At 44.9% G+C, this 15,100-nt stretch carries 12 protein-coding genes; 10 read left to right on the top strand and 2 right to left on the bottom strand.

Features of this window, described 5'->3' with window-relative positions:
• The first annotated feature begins 70 nt into the window (after positions 1-70).
• Genes dinG through M3152_RS08000 form a run of 7 tightly spaced genes read left to right on the top strand, consistent with a single transcriptional unit; the run spans position 71 to position 7,687 of the window.
• Positions 71-2,848 carry an ATP-dependent DNA helicase DinG gene (dinG, locus tag M3152_RS08030; RefSeq protein WP_251694632.1) on the top strand — a complete coding sequence of 926 codons (2,778 nt, stop codon included), beginning with the start codon at positions 71-73 and terminating at the stop codon, positions 2,846-2,848.
• Between the two features lie 59 nt (positions 2,849-2,907).
• The gene (locus tag M3152_RS08025) at positions 2,908-3,387 is read left to right on the top strand and encodes a DUF5590 domain-containing protein (RefSeq protein ID WP_251694631.1); all 480 of its coding nucleotides are present in this window, start codon (positions 2,908-2,910) and stop codon (positions 3,385-3,387) included.
• 25 nt (positions 3,388-3,412) lie between these two features.
• Positions 3,413-4,633: a pyridoxal phosphate-dependent aminotransferase gene (locus tag M3152_RS08020; RefSeq protein ID WP_251694630.1), complete on the top strand. Its 1,221-nt coding sequence runs from the start codon at positions 3,413-3,415 to the stop codon at positions 4,631-4,633.
• 24 nt (positions 4,634-4,657) lie between these two features.
• The gene (asnS, locus tag M3152_RS08015; RefSeq protein ID WP_251694629.1) at positions 4,658-5,953 is read left to right on the top strand and encodes an asparagine--tRNA ligase; all 1,296 of its coding nucleotides are present in this window, start codon (positions 4,658-4,660) and stop codon (positions 5,951-5,953) included.
• A 34-nt stretch (positions 5,954-5,987) separates the two neighbouring features.
• The gene (locus M3152_RS08010) at positions 5,988-6,695 is read left to right on the top strand and encodes a DnaD domain-containing protein (RefSeq protein WP_251694628.1); all 708 of its coding nucleotides are present in this window, start codon (positions 5,988-5,990) and stop codon (positions 6,693-6,695) included.
• Between the two features lie 10 nt (positions 6,696-6,705).
• A complete protein-coding gene (gene nth / locus M3152_RS08005; RefSeq protein WP_251694627.1) occupies positions 6,706-7,356 on the top strand; it encodes an endonuclease III in 651 nt (216 codons plus the stop codon).
• Positions 7,349-7,687 carry a YpoC family protein gene (locus tag M3152_RS08000; RefSeq protein WP_251694626.1) on the top strand — a complete coding sequence of 113 codons (339 nt, stop codon included), beginning with the start codon at positions 7,349-7,351 and terminating at the stop codon, positions 7,685-7,687. The genes nth and M3152_RS08000 overlap by 8 nt, the downstream gene beginning before the upstream one ends.
• Before the next feature lie 44 nt (positions 7,688-7,731).
• Here the strand turns inward: M3152_RS08000 and M3152_RS07995 are convergent, their stop codons facing one another.
• Positions 7,732-10,389, bottom strand: a complete 2,658-nt coding sequence (locus M3152_RS07995) for a PBP1A family penicillin-binding protein (protein ID WP_251694625.1) — start codon at positions 10,387-10,389, stop codon at positions 7,732-7,734.
• A complete protein-coding gene (recU, locus tag M3152_RS07990) occupies positions 10,386-11,024 on the bottom strand; it encodes a Holliday junction resolvase RecU (RefSeq protein WP_251694624.1) in 639 nt (212 codons plus the stop codon). Before recU ends, M3152_RS07995 begins: the two co-directional genes overlap by 4 nt.
• 163 nt (positions 11,025-11,187) lie before the next feature.
• Here recU and M3152_RS07985 point away from each other — a divergent pair, with 163 nt between their 5' ends.
• From M3152_RS07985 to M3152_RS07975, 3 genes are read left to right on the top strand one after another with little or no spacing between them, the layout of a single operon-like run.
• The gene (locus M3152_RS07985) at positions 11,188-11,568 is read left to right on the top strand and encodes a YppE family protein (RefSeq protein WP_251694623.1); all 381 of its coding nucleotides are present in this window, start codon (positions 11,188-11,190) and stop codon (positions 11,566-11,568) included.
• Positions 11,565-13,844, top strand: a complete 2,280-nt coding sequence (locus tag M3152_RS07980; RefSeq protein WP_251694622.1) for a DEAD/DEAH box helicase — start codon at positions 11,565-11,567, stop codon at positions 13,842-13,844. Before M3152_RS07985 ends, M3152_RS07980 begins: the two co-directional genes overlap by 4 nt.
• Positions 13,834-15,099 carry a ribonuclease H-like domain-containing protein gene (locus tag M3152_RS07975; protein ID WP_251694621.1) on the top strand — a complete coding sequence of 422 codons (1,266 nt, stop codon included), beginning with the start codon at positions 13,834-13,836 and terminating at the stop codon, positions 15,097-15,099. The genes M3152_RS07980 and M3152_RS07975 overlap by 11 nt, the downstream gene beginning before the upstream one ends.
• Position 15,100: the final 1 nt, after the last annotated feature.

Below are 15,100 nucleotides of genomic sequence, written 5' to 3'. Positions count from 1 at the left end.
AATTGCGCAATCGGACCGCCAAATATGATACAATCTGCTGTAGTATTCACTACAGGAAGTTGATGATTGAATGGATAATCGTACATATGCAGTCGTTGACTTGGAAACGACTGGACATTCCCCTTCTAGAGGGGATAGGATCATACAAATTGCAATCGTTTTCATCGAAAATGGGACGATAACGCGCCAGTATGCCCGATTTGTCAATCCGGAACGTGAAATACCTCCGTTCATCCAACAATTGACCGCGATTACGGATAAAGAAGTGCTTTCTGCTCCTTCATTTGAAGAGATTGCACAAGATGTATCCGATATGTTGCAGGGGACGGTATTTGTCGCGCATAATACCGATTTCGATCTGTCATTTTTGCAAAGCGAATTTAAACGATGCAATGTGGCCGGTTGGTCCGGAAAGAAAATTGATACTGTTGAGTTATCCAAAATCCTATTCCCATCCTCCTCAAGCTATCGTTTGCAGGATTTGGCAGAGGATTTGGATATTGAGCTGCCTGCCGCACATAGGGCAGATGATGATGCCAAAGCGACTGCCAATTTGTTATTGACAGCATTGTCTAAGCTTCGGACTTTGCCGGAAGAAACATTGAACTTATTGCATAGGCGCTCCTTTTCATTGCGCTCGGATATTTCGACACTAATTTATGAAACGTTAAAGCATGTACGGACTTCTACAGGCGGTAGAAAGCTCCCTTTATTCAGGGGAATTCCGTACAATAACCCTGAGAATCCCGCGGGTGTTTTGAGTGCACGTTGTACCTATCCGAAGAAGGAAGAGGAGAAAGTCGATCTGTTGAAGAAAGGCTATCCTTTTTTCGAATACCGGAAATCCCAATTGTCATTCATGGATTCCATATGGGAAACGCTCTCCACGCATTCCGAAATTGTTGTCGAGGTCCCAACAGGAGTCGGAAAAACGGTCGGCTATTTGTTGCCTGCAGCAATTTATTCCCTTCTGACCGGGAAACCTGTGGTGATTAGCACGTTCACAAACCATCTTGTCGATAAAATCCTCGAGGATGAAGTGAAGCGCATCCAGAAAATCCTTGACATCAAATGCACTGCAACAGTCCTAAAGGGCAAGGAGCAGTATATTTCCCTCGGAAAGTTCGAAGAATTGTTGAGGATAACGGATGAATCGTATGATGAAACATTTACAATCATGCAAATCCTCGTCTGGCTGACAGACACGGAAACCGGAGATGTCAATGAATTGAATGTGTCCGGCGGGGGACAATTGTTTGTCGATCGGATCCGTAAACGGAATAATTGGCTGAAGGCGGATGAAAGATCGGCGGATTACCACCAAAGGATGAAGGACGCCTGCAGCCTTTCCAATCTCATCATTACGAACCATTCGATGCTCCTATCGGATAGCAATCGTGAACAAAAGATTTTCCAGGACTTTTCAGGCCTGATCATCGATGAAGCCCATCAATTTATTCATACAGCTGCCAATTCCAATGAGACAGTCTTTTCCTATATGAACTGGAAGTATGTCATGGGGCAACTAGGCTCGGACGCGGTTGGCCAGCTTCTTCATCAGATTATGAAACTTCATAGGAAATATGGCAATTATGGAAATCAGGTGTTTGAAAAGCTGGCGTTCTCCTATGAACAATTCACAACCATATTTGATGATGTCGCTGCGTTGTTGTCGAAACACCGCCCTCAGGTGAAAGGAAGCCAACAAGGGAAGAGAGTCGTTTTCGGTCTCGAGGAATTAGTCGGGAACGATCCCCTCTTTTCCAAAATGGCCGAAAAGATGAATGATTATATTGAGGTTGTAGAAATAATTAGTTCTCGCCTGGAAGTGCATATAGAGAGAATGTCGCCGAAAGAACAGGCATTTTTATCAGAATGGGAGTATTGGGTAAGGGAATTGAAAATCAAGGCTGGAGAATGGGTGGAAATTTTCCTGGATGACGAAAAGGAGAATTTCACCATTTGGATTGAAAAAGATAAACGGAGTTTGCCTGGTAGTCTTACTGTCGTCAAAAGCCCCGTAGAAGGGTCGGCGATTACAAAGGAATTCATGCAGGGCCTTAAAGATGAAGAGATTGGAATCATATGGACATCTGCAACAATGACAATCAACCAGGATGAGCGTTTTGTTTCCAGGCAGCTAGGAATTGCTGAAAGTGTACCCGTTTTAACATTTGACGCTCCTGCACATTTCTATGATAACGCAGGAATATTCATCGTCGATGATATGCCGTCCATCCAACATGTGTCCCAGAGCGACTATATTGAAGCAGTAGCGGATGCAGTCGTCCAAACAGTGTTCGCAACTGGCGGAAGATTGTTCGTCCTGTTCACCTCGCAGGATATGCTTCGAAAAACGTATGAATTGATTTTGGAGAGTGAACTATTGAAAGATTACGCTCTCATTGCGCAAGGAGTGAGCTCTGGGAGCCGAATGAAACTGTTGAAATCGTTCCGTCAGTTCGAGAAATCGATTCTATTCGGCACGAACAGTTTTTGGGAAGGTGTCGATGTTCCCGGTGAGGCATTGTCTGCGGTCATCATTGTCCGGCTTCCGTTTTCATCTCCGGATGAGGTCGTCTTTAAAGCGAGGGCGGCAAAGCTAGCTGCAGGCGGATCCAATCCATTTACAGATTTGTCATTGCCAGAAGCGATATTGAGGTTCAGGCAGGGATTTGGACGATTGATCCGCTCGTCTGGAGATAGGGGCTTTTTCATCATTTTGGATAGACGTATCTATACAAAATCATATGGGAAGCGCTTTTTGAATGCGCTGCCGTCTGTTCCCGTTCACAAAGTGTCATTAGAACATATGGTGAATGAGCTCGAAGATTGTTATAATAAATAGGGATACAGTAGAAGACGAAATGCGAAAAGATTTCCAATTTGCAGTAGGAAGTGATACTAATGATGAATTGGATCAAGTTCATCGCAGCTTTCCTTTTGGCGTTATCACTTATCATTATTGTCATTGTTTTTTATAATGCCAATACACCTTTTTCAAACGCCCAAGAAAAGGCGGAAGAAGATGCATTGAAGTATGGAGCTTTGAATTCTGTCGAACGCACTTCCATCTATAATGGCACCGTTTCGATGGTGACTGTATTCGGCAAAGATGACAAAGGCAATGAGAAAGCGGTTTTCATTAAAGGGAAAACAGGAGAAATCCTTGATGAAGTAGTTTTGAAAGATGGTATCGATTCGCAAGCCGCAATTGAAACGGTGAAGGCGGAGTTGCCAGTGGAAAAGATCCTCCACGTAGTACTTGGCTTGGAGGAAGGCCATCCTGTATGGGAAGTCGCATTTAAAGGCGAAAATGGCAAATTGAATTATGTATATGTCTTTTTTGAGAACGGAGAATGGTGGAAACGGATATTAAATCTATAAGATTGATCCGTTTACATTCGATAAGATGAAGGGACAAAAGGGAGCGATTCAATTGACAAAGAAGTTAGCAGCGAGAGTAAGTACGTTATCACCATCCACAACCCTTGCCATTACGGCGAAAGCTAAAGAGATGAAGGAGTCGGGCATCGACATCATCGGACTAGGGGCTGGGGAGCCGGATTATAATACTCCCGAAAACATTTTGGAAGCGGCTTTTCAATCCATGAAAGAAGGCAAGACAAAATATACGCCTTCCGGAGGCCTTCCTGCACTGAAGGATGCCGTCATCGCCAAACTGAAGACGGATCAGCAGTTGGATTACTCAAGACAGGAAATTATGATCGGCATCGGTGCGAAGCATGTTCTTTACACATTGTTCCAGGTCCTATTAGATCCGGGTGATGAAGTAATCATCCCGACACCTTATTGGGTCAGCTATCCCGAACAAGTGAAGCTCGCTGAAGGCGTACCAGTTTTCGTTGAAGCTACATCGGAATCCCAGTTCAAGGTAACGGCAGAACAGATTAGCAATGCAATTACATCTAAAACGAAAGCTGTCATTATCAACTCTCCAGGAAATCCGACTGGTATGATCTATTCGCAAGAGGAACTCCGCCAAATTGCAGAAGTTTGTCTAGAAAAGGATATATGGATCATTTCGGATGAAATCTACGAAAAGTTGATTTATGGAAATGAGAAGCATGTTTCGATTGCTCAGCTATCAGATGATGCGAAAGCGCGGACATTCATCATTAACGGAGTATCCAAATCCCATTCAATGACAGGTTGGAGAATTGGATATATTGCGGGAGATGCAGAAGTGGTGAGTGCAATGACGAACTTGGCCAGCCATTCGACATCCAATCCGACAACGACTTCCCAATACGCTGCGATTGAAGCGTATAATGGTCCTCAGGAAGCAGTGGAAAGCATGCGGAAGGATTTTGAATCGAGGTTGGAACGTATCTACCCTCAGTTGGCGGCTATTCCCGGCTTTACAGTCGTCAAACCTCAAGGTGCTTTTTATTTGTTGCCGGAAGTTACTGAAGCAATGAAAAAAACAGGCTTCTCAAATGTAGATGAGTTTGCATCAGCGCTTCTGACGGAAGCGAAAGTGGCAGTCATCCCCGGATCCGGTTTCGGTTCCCCTGAAACGATCCGCTTGTCCTATGCGACATCTATTGATCTGCTGGAGGAAGCGGTAAAACGAATCCGTTCATATGTTGAAGCAAACTGGAAAGAATAAAAGTTCATACTCACGGAGGTACTTATGAAAACAATCATGATTCACGAAATGCCAGATCACGTAGGAGAAACAGTCCGGATCGGAGCATGGCTAGCAAATAAAAGATCGAGCGGTAAAATCGCGTTTCTGCAACTTCGCGATGGATCAGGTTTTGTTCAAGGCGTTGTCGTCAAAGAAGTTGTAGGGGAGGATATTTTTGCGAAAGCAAAATCCATCCACCAGGAATCTTCGCTTTATGTGACAGCAGAAGTGACGGAGGACGAACGTTCTTCATTCGGCGTTGAACTGCAAGTGAAAGATATTGAAATCATTCATGAAGCAATTGATTATCCAATTACTCCGAAAGAACACGGAACTGAATTCTTGATGGATAATCGTCATTTATGGCTGCGCTCTCGCAAACAACATGCCATCATGAAAATCCGGAATGAAATCATCCGCTCCACATATGAGTTTTTCCATTTGAATGGATTTGTGAAAGTGGATCCACCTATTTTGACGGGTTCTTCGCCTGAAGGAACTACGGAACTTTTCCATACGAAATACTTTGATGAAGACGCTTATTTATCACAATCAGGACAGCTCTATCTAGAAGCTGCAGCGATGGCTCTCGGAAAAGTGTTTTCATTCGGACCGACTTTCCGTGCAGAGAAATCGAAAACACGACGTCATTTGATTGAATTCTGGATGATTGAACCTGAAATGGCATTCGTGCAACATGAGGAAAGCTTAGAAGTCCAAGAGCAATATGTTTCGCATATCGTCCAGTCCGTATTGCAAAACTGCCCATTGGAACTTGAGCGGCTTGGAAGGGATCTTTCAAAACTTGAAAAAGTACAGGCTCCGTTCCCAAGGATCTCTTATGACGATGCAATTACGTTCCTTCATGAAAAAGGCTTTGATGACATCGAATGGGGTGATGACTTCGGTGCGCCGCATGAGACTGCGATTGCAGAAAGCTTTGACATGCCTGTCTTCATTACAAATTATCCAAAAGATATTAAGTCATTCTATATGCAACCGCACCCAGATCGCGACGATGTCGTTTTATGCGCAGATTTGATCGCTCCGGAAGGATATGGGGAAATCATCGGCGGTTCAGAGCGTATTTATGACTATGAATTGATGAAGCAACGCATCCAGGAGCATAATTTGGATGAGTCCGCCTACGAATGGTATTTGGAGTTAAGCAAATACGGCGCAGTTCCACATTCTGGTTTCGGGCTTGGATTGGAACGGACAGTTGCGTGGATTTCAGGTGTTGAACACGTTCGGGAAACAATTCCGTTCCCACGTCTGTTGAATCGTCTTTACCCTTAATTGACGCAGATTTACTAATAGTGAGGTGTTCGGCATGAAAGATGAAGAACGGCTCCGTATTTGGATTGAGCAGGGGAATGTCACTATTCCCCAGCTCTTTTTTCAGCACTATAAAGCATTGGATATAAAGGATATCGATGCAATGCTTCTTTTGCATATGTGTGCGTTTCAGGCGGATGGTTCGCAATTCCCTACGCCAACCGATCTTGCAGGACGCATGCATCTTACAGAGAATCAGGTGTCCGAAATCCTCCAACGCCTTATGCAACGAGGATTGTTGGAAATCCGGCAGGGGCAGGATGAAAACGGAGTGTTATACGAGCAGTTTTCAATGCAACCCTTATGGAACAGGCTTGTTAACATTGTGCTTACAGAAAAGACCGTACTAGAAGAACAGAAGGATAAAGAGGATGAAGGAGAAATCTTCACATTGTTCGAGCAGGAGTTCGGACGTCTTCTATCTCCAATGGAATGCGAAACGATTACAATGTGGCTGGATGAAGATGGTCATGCTGTCCAGATAATAAAGGCGGCGTTGAAAGAAGCTGTTCTAGCCCAAAAACTCAGCTTGCGCTACATTGACCGGATTCTGTTCGAATGGAAGAAGAAAAGGGTGAGAACGTTGAATGACGTGGAAAAACAATCCAGATCATTCAGGACGGCAATGATACGTCCAGTTCAAAATCGGGAAACCGTCGTAAAAAAGGTTCCTTTTTATAATTGGTTGGAAGAACGGGAATAGGTGATGGAATATGTTGACGAAGAAACAATGGGAAATCTGCCTGGAAGAGTTTAGTAGAATGTTTCCCGATGCTCATTGTGAGCTGGTACACGAAAATGCATTTGAGCTACTCGTCGCCACATTGCTCTCCGCTCAATGTACGGATGTTCTTGTGAACCGCGTTACTGCGGATTTATTCAAAAAATATAAGAAACCTGAAGATTATTTGGCGGTAGAAATAGAGGAGCTTCAAAATGATATCCGCTCGATCGGCCTCTATCGGAATAAAGCAAAAAACATTCAAGCGTTGAGTGCCATTCTGATCGAGAAATTTAATGGTGAGGTACCGGGCGATAGGGATGTACTTACGACTTTCCCTGGCGTAGGCAGGAAAACGGCGAATGTCGTTGTTTCCAATGCGTTCGGCATCCCGGCATTGGCAGTTGACACACATGTTGAGCGTGTAGCCAAGCGTCTTGGCATGAATCGTTGGAAAGATTCACCTCTCATGGTGGAAGAAAAGATCATGCGATGGACGCCTATGGAAAAATGGACGGATACACACCATCAGATCATCTTCTTTGGACGATATCACTGCAAAGCCCAAAATCCGGCTTGCGGTGAATGTCCGCTCCTTCCATTGTGCAGGGAAGGGAAGAAACGGATGAGAGGCATTGCATAAGCCTGGAATGGACAGGAAGGCACTGCTATATTCCTGTTGGAACAATTGGCTGGACATGAAAGAAAGAATCGAGGAAGCTTATAAGCAAAAGAGTCCCGAAGCTGCCAACTTGATTGATATAGCAATCGGAAATTATATGGAAATGCTAGGGTTGTTTATGAACACCGAATCTTCTTCAATTGATGTGTCACTGATTGAACCGTTGAATGGAATAGAACGATTGCAATACATCCGTACGAAAAGAGCGGGGCATTTTGCATACGTGCAGTTGGATGCACTATATTCCGAGGCGATGAAAAAAGCGGTTAGCCGATTGGCAATGATAAAATAAAAAAGCCTGAAGTGATGATTTCCATCACTTCAGGCTTTTTTTAGTTATCCTCCACTGCCATCATCGGTTCCGTCGCCGGAGCCATCATTTCCGCCCGTTCCTGGATCGGTTGTCGCATCACCCGATGAGCCGGAACCGTCGGTCGTATTGTCAGCGTCTCCATCGTTTTCATTGTTGCCGTTGCCATTGTTGCCGTTGTTATTACTGTTATTTCCATTGTTACCACTTCCATTGTTGCCGTTATTGCCGTTATTATTTTGGCCATTGTTTTCGCTGTTGGTTTCATCATCTTCTCCGTCATCTATCGAAGGGTCCTCGTCATTCTGCCCCTCTATTAGAAGGGAAGTGGAAACTGGACTGCTTTCAATTTCCCCTGAAATCGCCTTAACGTAGAAGGTGTATGTGCGGCCCAGTTCAACTCCGGAGAACGTTACGTCATTTACCGAAGTCGTCGTCATGTGCTGTGGCTCACTGCCATCCACTGAAACGGAGACGCTGAATTGTACTGGTTCCGGAAGCATAAGTGCATCTGGATTGTCGTACGACCAATTTAATGAGACAGAGTTCGACTCTGCAACATATTGCGCAGACAAGCCGCTTGGCGCTTCCAGTTCAGTAATTACCTCTTCATCCATTTCAGTCGGCACCGTTCCTCTAACGAACAGCTCTGTACTCTTCAAAGCATCCGGTGTCGAATTGCTCGCAAGAATTGGCGGATTGGATCCTTTTACGATGACCGCCTCTTCAACGGAACTAGGTTGCTTGAACCTCGGTGTAGTTTTTCCTGACACGAGATCAGTCATTACATTCCTGAAAAGGATTTGCGGCACATAGCGGCCTCGATCGTACGTTGTAATGGGTGTATTACGATTTTTGTAACCGCCCCAAACGGAAATAGTGTACTCCGTAGTATAACCGGTGAACCAGCTATCTGGTACGTCAGTGTTTTTCATTCCGTATTTCTTCATCGTTGCAGCATCATAGTTCGTCGTCCCTGTCTTACCGGCCATATCCAATCCAGAGACGTTAGCCGTCTTTCCGGTTCCATAGGTGATGACATCCCGTAAAATATCAGTCACCATATAGGCGGTTGAATCTTTCATGACAGTGACAGGGTCCGGTGCCAAGTTACGCTTGGAGCCATTACGGAAAATGATTTCCTTGACTGCGTGGGGCTTTGTATAAATTCCGCCGTTGCCGAACGGGGCATAAGCACCTGCCATTTGAATTGTCGAAAATTCATATTCTCCTCCGCCGATAGCAAGCGTGGAAGTCATATCATCGTATTTCAGATCAAGCTTGCCTGCAAATTCACGAGCTCGTTTCGTTCCGACTTCCTCAAACACTTTGATGGCTGGAATATTTCTTGAACGGTACAATGCTTCCCTCGCAGTAATCGGTCCCATGTATTTCCCATCTACATTTCGAATCGATATGTCGGTGCCTTTGTATTTATATGGTTCGTCTTTAACGATATGGGCAGTTGACCAGCTTTTGTATTCAATTGCTGGACCATAGGAAAGGATCGGTTTAATAACCGAACCGGGCATCCTAGGGTTGTCACCCGAAGCAAAGTTTAAGTTCCGTCCGGTGAAATTCCGCCCACCGCCGATTGCGGCGATTTCGCCGGTTTTCGTATTCAGAACGGTCATCCCGGCTTGCATCTCATCCGACTCATAGATCGGCGAATTGATTGCCTTTTCTACAGATTGTTGAGCTGCCGGGTCAAGGGCCGTTTGAATGGTTACCCCTTCTGCGAGGATATCCATCATGCCCGCTGCTTCCAATTCATCCAAGACGATGTCAACATATGCAAGATACTTAGAATCTTTTTTCTGTTGACGTTGATCATCCGGAAGAAGTGTTTCCGTTACAGAGATGGCTTTCGCCTTCTCCATTTCGTCCTTCGTTATTTTACCATGTTTGTACATAAGGCCGAGGACAGTATTCCGGCGTTTTTCTGCCCGCTCTGGATTCTTAAACGGATTATAGCCGTTAGGGGATTGAGGCATCCCCGCCAATAGTGCCATTTCATGCAATTCAAGCTCTTTCAGATCTTTCCCGTAAAAATCTTTTGCAGCCGTCCCAATTCCGTAAATGTTGCCTGACATGAGGATTTTATTGAAGTACATTTCAAAAATCTGTTCTTTAGAATATTCCCTTTCAAGCTTGAAGGCGAGCCACGCTTCCTGCGCTTTCCTCTTCAATGTCTTTTCATCTGAGAGGAAGGAGTTCTTAATGACTTGCTGGGTTAGCGTAGACGCTCCTTGCGATCCGAAGCCGCTTTGGAAGTTAGCTAGAACAGCACCGCCCAGTCTCCAGAAGTCCATACCATGGTGTTTGTAGAATCGGACGTCCTCTGTCGCAAGGACGGCATCTTCCATCTCTTTCGGTATATCCTTGTATGGAACGAACTCCCGCTTTTCTGCACCAAATTTCATAAACACATTTCCATTGCGATCGACAATATCGGATGTAAGTGGATCTTTCAATAGATTTTCATCAAGATCCGGTGAGCTGCTTGCGTAAAATGCGAATAATCCAGCTCCACCGATCAGAACAGCTACACCAAGTGCGATGATGCTGAGAAAGATTTTCTTTACTAGATTGCTGCCATTTTTCTTCTTATTATTCTTCCCGCGCCTTTTTTCCGCTTCCATCTGCTGACGTCTGGCTGATCGAGATTTTGTTTGATCACTCATAAGTTTTCCTGCCTTTCAATTGTTTCTGTTCCAGGTTTCTGCAAAAGTGAATCCATAGCAGACAAATAGTCTAGCCGTGGGTTGAAACCTGCATGTATTTCTATGGATATCTCTTCCATTTCGGAGAGTGTAATAGATTTCCTTCCTCCTGCTATCATTCTTTCCCACTTTTTTTCGAAGTACTCGTACGGGACGATAAAATAGCGGTCGAGAACAGTGAATTTTACTAACAAAAACGCGATACCTGCTTGCTCGGTCACTCTTTTCATATGCTCGACCTGATGCTCATGGATATTTTGCAATGGAAAAGAGGACGTACTCTTTGTCTCCTTCGCTTCAAAATCAATATATTTCCCGTTCCAAACTCCATTAAAGTCTGTAGTGGATGGAGATCTGAAATATGCTTCGGTAATGACAGCCGCGCTTCTGGCAGGATATTTCACGTGTACAATTTGGATAGGGACCGGCTTCTTATGGATGACGGCTTTATTGTTGGCTAAATAATATTCATTCGTTTCGTTCAACTCGTCCTCTAATGTTTTCCCCCGGTTGCTGAACGATAGATTTTTATTATCCACTCGGGTAGAGCGTTGTACCGGAATATATTTTTTCCCGTTCGGATATCGAATTGTCATTCCTACCACCTCGCATTTCCTATCATACCATAATGATTGGACGGATTATCGCTCTAAAAGTTCCGCAAAAGTATTGTTCTGCAGGTTTCGAAGAATACACGTTCGTTTAGGTTTGGTGTCCCCACGAAGTTTTTGATAGACTATAGGAAAGACTTTGGAGAGGATGGTTCACTTGTTAACTTTACTAGAGAAAACGGAACGGCTCCTTTCTGTTTGTGAAGAGTGCTTGGAAAGACTCCCAGCGATGCGGGAATTGGATCGGGAGCCTGACTTTTTTACAGAAGTAAAACCATATGCAGATACAAACCATAGATTGTTGGACGAATGGACCGAAGAAATCAGAACGTTGATTCGTGAAGAGAGACCGAAATACATTCATCTTCATCAAATTGAATCGTTGAATGAATCAATGAAGCAATTCATCGTTCAATCTTTTTATGCGAAGACGGGAAAGAAACGTTTTGTCCTTTCCATTAATTCAGCGACGTACACATTAAGAACGGTCTTAGATGAATTGCAACAAAAAGGGAGAGAGCAAGGATGAAGAAGACAAGCGTCCGGGAAACGGTCGAACACTTCTTATCCGACCCTGAATTATCGTCCAATGTTCGCCATTATGAAAAGATTGATGGAAAACCTGCAGAATACGCTGCATTTCCAAAACAGCTTCATCCGTCCATAGTGAAAGCGTTGGCCGAGAAAGGGATAGAGCGTCTATACAGTCATCAACGCGAAGCGTTCGATATTGCGACGTCAGGCGACTCGATAACTGCTGTGACGCCGACTGCTTCAGGGAAATCACTATGCTATCATCTGCCAGTCTTGCAAAGCATTTTGGAGGATGATTCGTCCCGTGCGCTTTATCTGTTTCCGACAAAGGCGCTTGCACAAGACCAGTTAGCGGATTTGCATGAATTGATTGAGGCGAGCGGAGAGACGATCCTCAGTTACACGTATGATGGGGATACAGCGCCGGGATTGCGAACTAAAGTTCGTAAGTCGGGCCATATCGTTTTGACGAACCCCGATATGCTGCACTCTGGCATTTTGCCACACCATACAAAGTGGGTATCCCTTTTCGAAAATCTGAAGTATATCATCATAGACGAATTGCATACGTATAAAGGGGTATTCGGGAGCCATGTCGCACATGTATTGAGAAGATTGAAACGCATTTGCAATTATTACGGATGCAACCCGACGTTCATCTGTACATCAGCGACAATTGCCAATCCGAAAGAGCTTGCCGAGGCATTGACCAATACGCCGATGCGTCTCATATCCAAAAACGGAGCCCCTTCAGGCGTTAAGCATTTCATCTTCTACAACCCTCCGATCGTCCATAAAACATTCGGCATCCGGCGAAGTGCCATCCTAGAAGTTCGCGATATTGCATCGTTTTTGTACAGGGAAGGTGTCCAGACGATCATCTTCGCAAAGAGCCGGGTGCGCGTTGAAATGCTTGTAACGTATATGAAGGAATTGACGAAGAAAAAACTGTTTGATCAGACAATCATGGGGTATCGTGGCGGCTATTTGCCATCTGAGCGCAGAAAAATTGAAAAAAGGCTGCGCGACGGAGATATCAAGACGGTTGTCAGTACGAATGCGCTCGAGCTCGGCATTGATATCGGGCAATTGCAAGCATGCATCATGACCGGCTACCCGGGAAACATTGCGAGCGCCTACCAACAGGCCGGCAGAGCAGGGAGGAGGCAGGATGATGCGTTGATCATCTATGTTGCCCAATCGATGGCGCTTGACCAATACATCATTCAGCATCCTGAATACTTGCTTGGCCAAACGCCGGAAGAAGCGAGGATCCATCCCGATAATATGCTTATCCTCATGGATCATTTGAAATGTGCATCATTTGAATTGCCGTTTACAATGACGGAAACATACGGGGAATTCGAAGTTCAGGAACTTCTCGCCTTTCTGGAAAGCGAAGGGGTGCTCGTCAAAACATCCGATAAATGGCATTGGATGACAGACCGGTTCCCGGCAAGTGAAGTCAGTCTACGCTCCGCCTCCCAAGAAAATGTTGTCATCATCGACAAAACGATTCCTAAAGGGACTGTCGTGATCGGAGAGATGGACCGCTACAGCGCAATGACCTTGTTGCACGAAGAGGCGATCTATATGCATCAAGGAAAGCAATACCAAGTCGAAATGCTAGATTGGGAGGAAAAGAAGGCATACGTGACAGAAGTCGATGTCGATTATTATACGGATGCTAATTTAGCTGTGGAACTAAAAGTGATCAATGAAGATGAAAGCGAGCAACTGGGAGAAGCGGAAGTGGCGTACGGAGATATTGCTGTTTTGGCGATACCTACTATATTTAAAAAGATACGCTTCGACACACACGACAATATCGGTTCCGGTCCGATTTCGCTGCCTGCCGAGGAGCTGCATACATCATCCACTTGGTATGCATTCGACACTCCGGACGGTTGGAAAGAATCCGAATTGACAGACGCACTGACAGGTGCCGCATACGCGATCCAATCTTTCATTCCGTTATTCGTACGTTGTGATCGGTCCGACATCCATGTCGTCCCACAAGTGAAGGCGATTCACACCGGAAAACCGACAATTTTCATTTACGATAGTTATCCGGGAGGCATCGGGTTAAGCGAAAAGATCTTTGGCCGTTGGGATGAATTACTGAAAAAGGCGACGGACCATGTGCGAGGATGTCATTGCGACAATGGTTGCCCTGTCTGTATCGGTGCACAAGAAGAGGGAATCCGGGTGAAACAGGACGTCATCGCTCTTCTGCAAGCCCTCGTTGGAGGAAAGACAAATGTCATATGAAGCAAAAATGATGGAAATGAAGAAGCTTCTTAAAAAGAAAGCTCCTAAAACTGACGAAAAGCCCCAAACACAGAAACGTGTAACGCCTCCGCCGCCTCCTTATGAGAAGAGGTGGCTCGCGGCAGGATTGACAAAAGAAGAAAACGAATTCGGCATCGTGTACAAGAAAACTGTCGTTTATGATCTGCATCATCAGCATGGAAAATACGAACTCTCAGGTTTATTGAACACCGTGGAAAGATGGCGTGAAGCAGAGGAGATACATCCTCTGGCACCTGACTTTGCACAGCCGCTCGTATTTTTTGATACGGAGACGACTGGTTTGAAAGGCGCCGGAACGCTCATCTTCCTTATGGGCTTTATCGAATATACAGACGAAGCGTTCACATTGACGCAATATGTGCTGCCGGGCCCCGATCATGAAGCTGCATTCCTATATGCTTCTAACCTTTGGAAAACGCCTATGTCAATCGTCATGTATAACGGAAAAAGCTTCGATATGCCCCAAGTGCAGACGAGATGGACAATGAATAGAAATGTGTTGCCACAGTTGCTTAAGCATACCGAAATTGATTTGCTCCATGGATCGAAAAGGATCTGGAAAAATGAAATGGACACGTTCAAATTGACCTCAGTTGAGGAAGAACAGCTCGGCTTCTTCCGGGAAGGCGATATTCCCGGCCATATGGCGCCGATCATCTACCAGGATGCAGTGAAAAATGGCCGAGCCGAATTGCTTATGAAAGTCCTTCTTCATAATGAATGGGATATCCTTTCCCTCGTCACCTTATATATCCGTTCAACCGACCTCCTATTGCATGGCGACGCGGACTCATCCGCGAATGCAAAAACGAATATCGGTAAATGGTATACCGATCTTAAATCGTTTAGTCGAAGCAAAGATATCCTTATGGATGTCATTGCAGAATACGGGGCGGATGAACCAAAGGCGCATTTTCATATTGGATTCCTCTTAAAAAAGGAAGGACTCTATTCACAGGCCATTGAATCCTTTGCAACTGCCGCCTCCGGATTGGCAGGAAGGGAAAAAGTCATTGCCTTTGAGGAATTAGCGAAGCTGTTCGAACATAAAATGAAGGAGCTGGAAAAGGCTCTTTATTATACGAAGGAAGCAATCCATACTTTGAATGAAGATCAGGACGTCACGGAACGGTTTAAAGTGAGGATGGGAAATGGATTAAGGCACAGGGAAATAAGATTGAAAAGAAAGCTATTTCCCGGGGAAGCGCAGTAAC

This window comes from Sporosarcina luteola (assembly GCF_023715245.1).
GTDB lineage: Bacteria > Bacillota > Bacilli > Bacillales_A > Planococcaceae > Sporosarcina > Sporosarcina luteola_C.
Note: the sequence above shows the minus strand (reverse complement) of the source record. Positions and strands in the feature narration are given on the sequence as shown.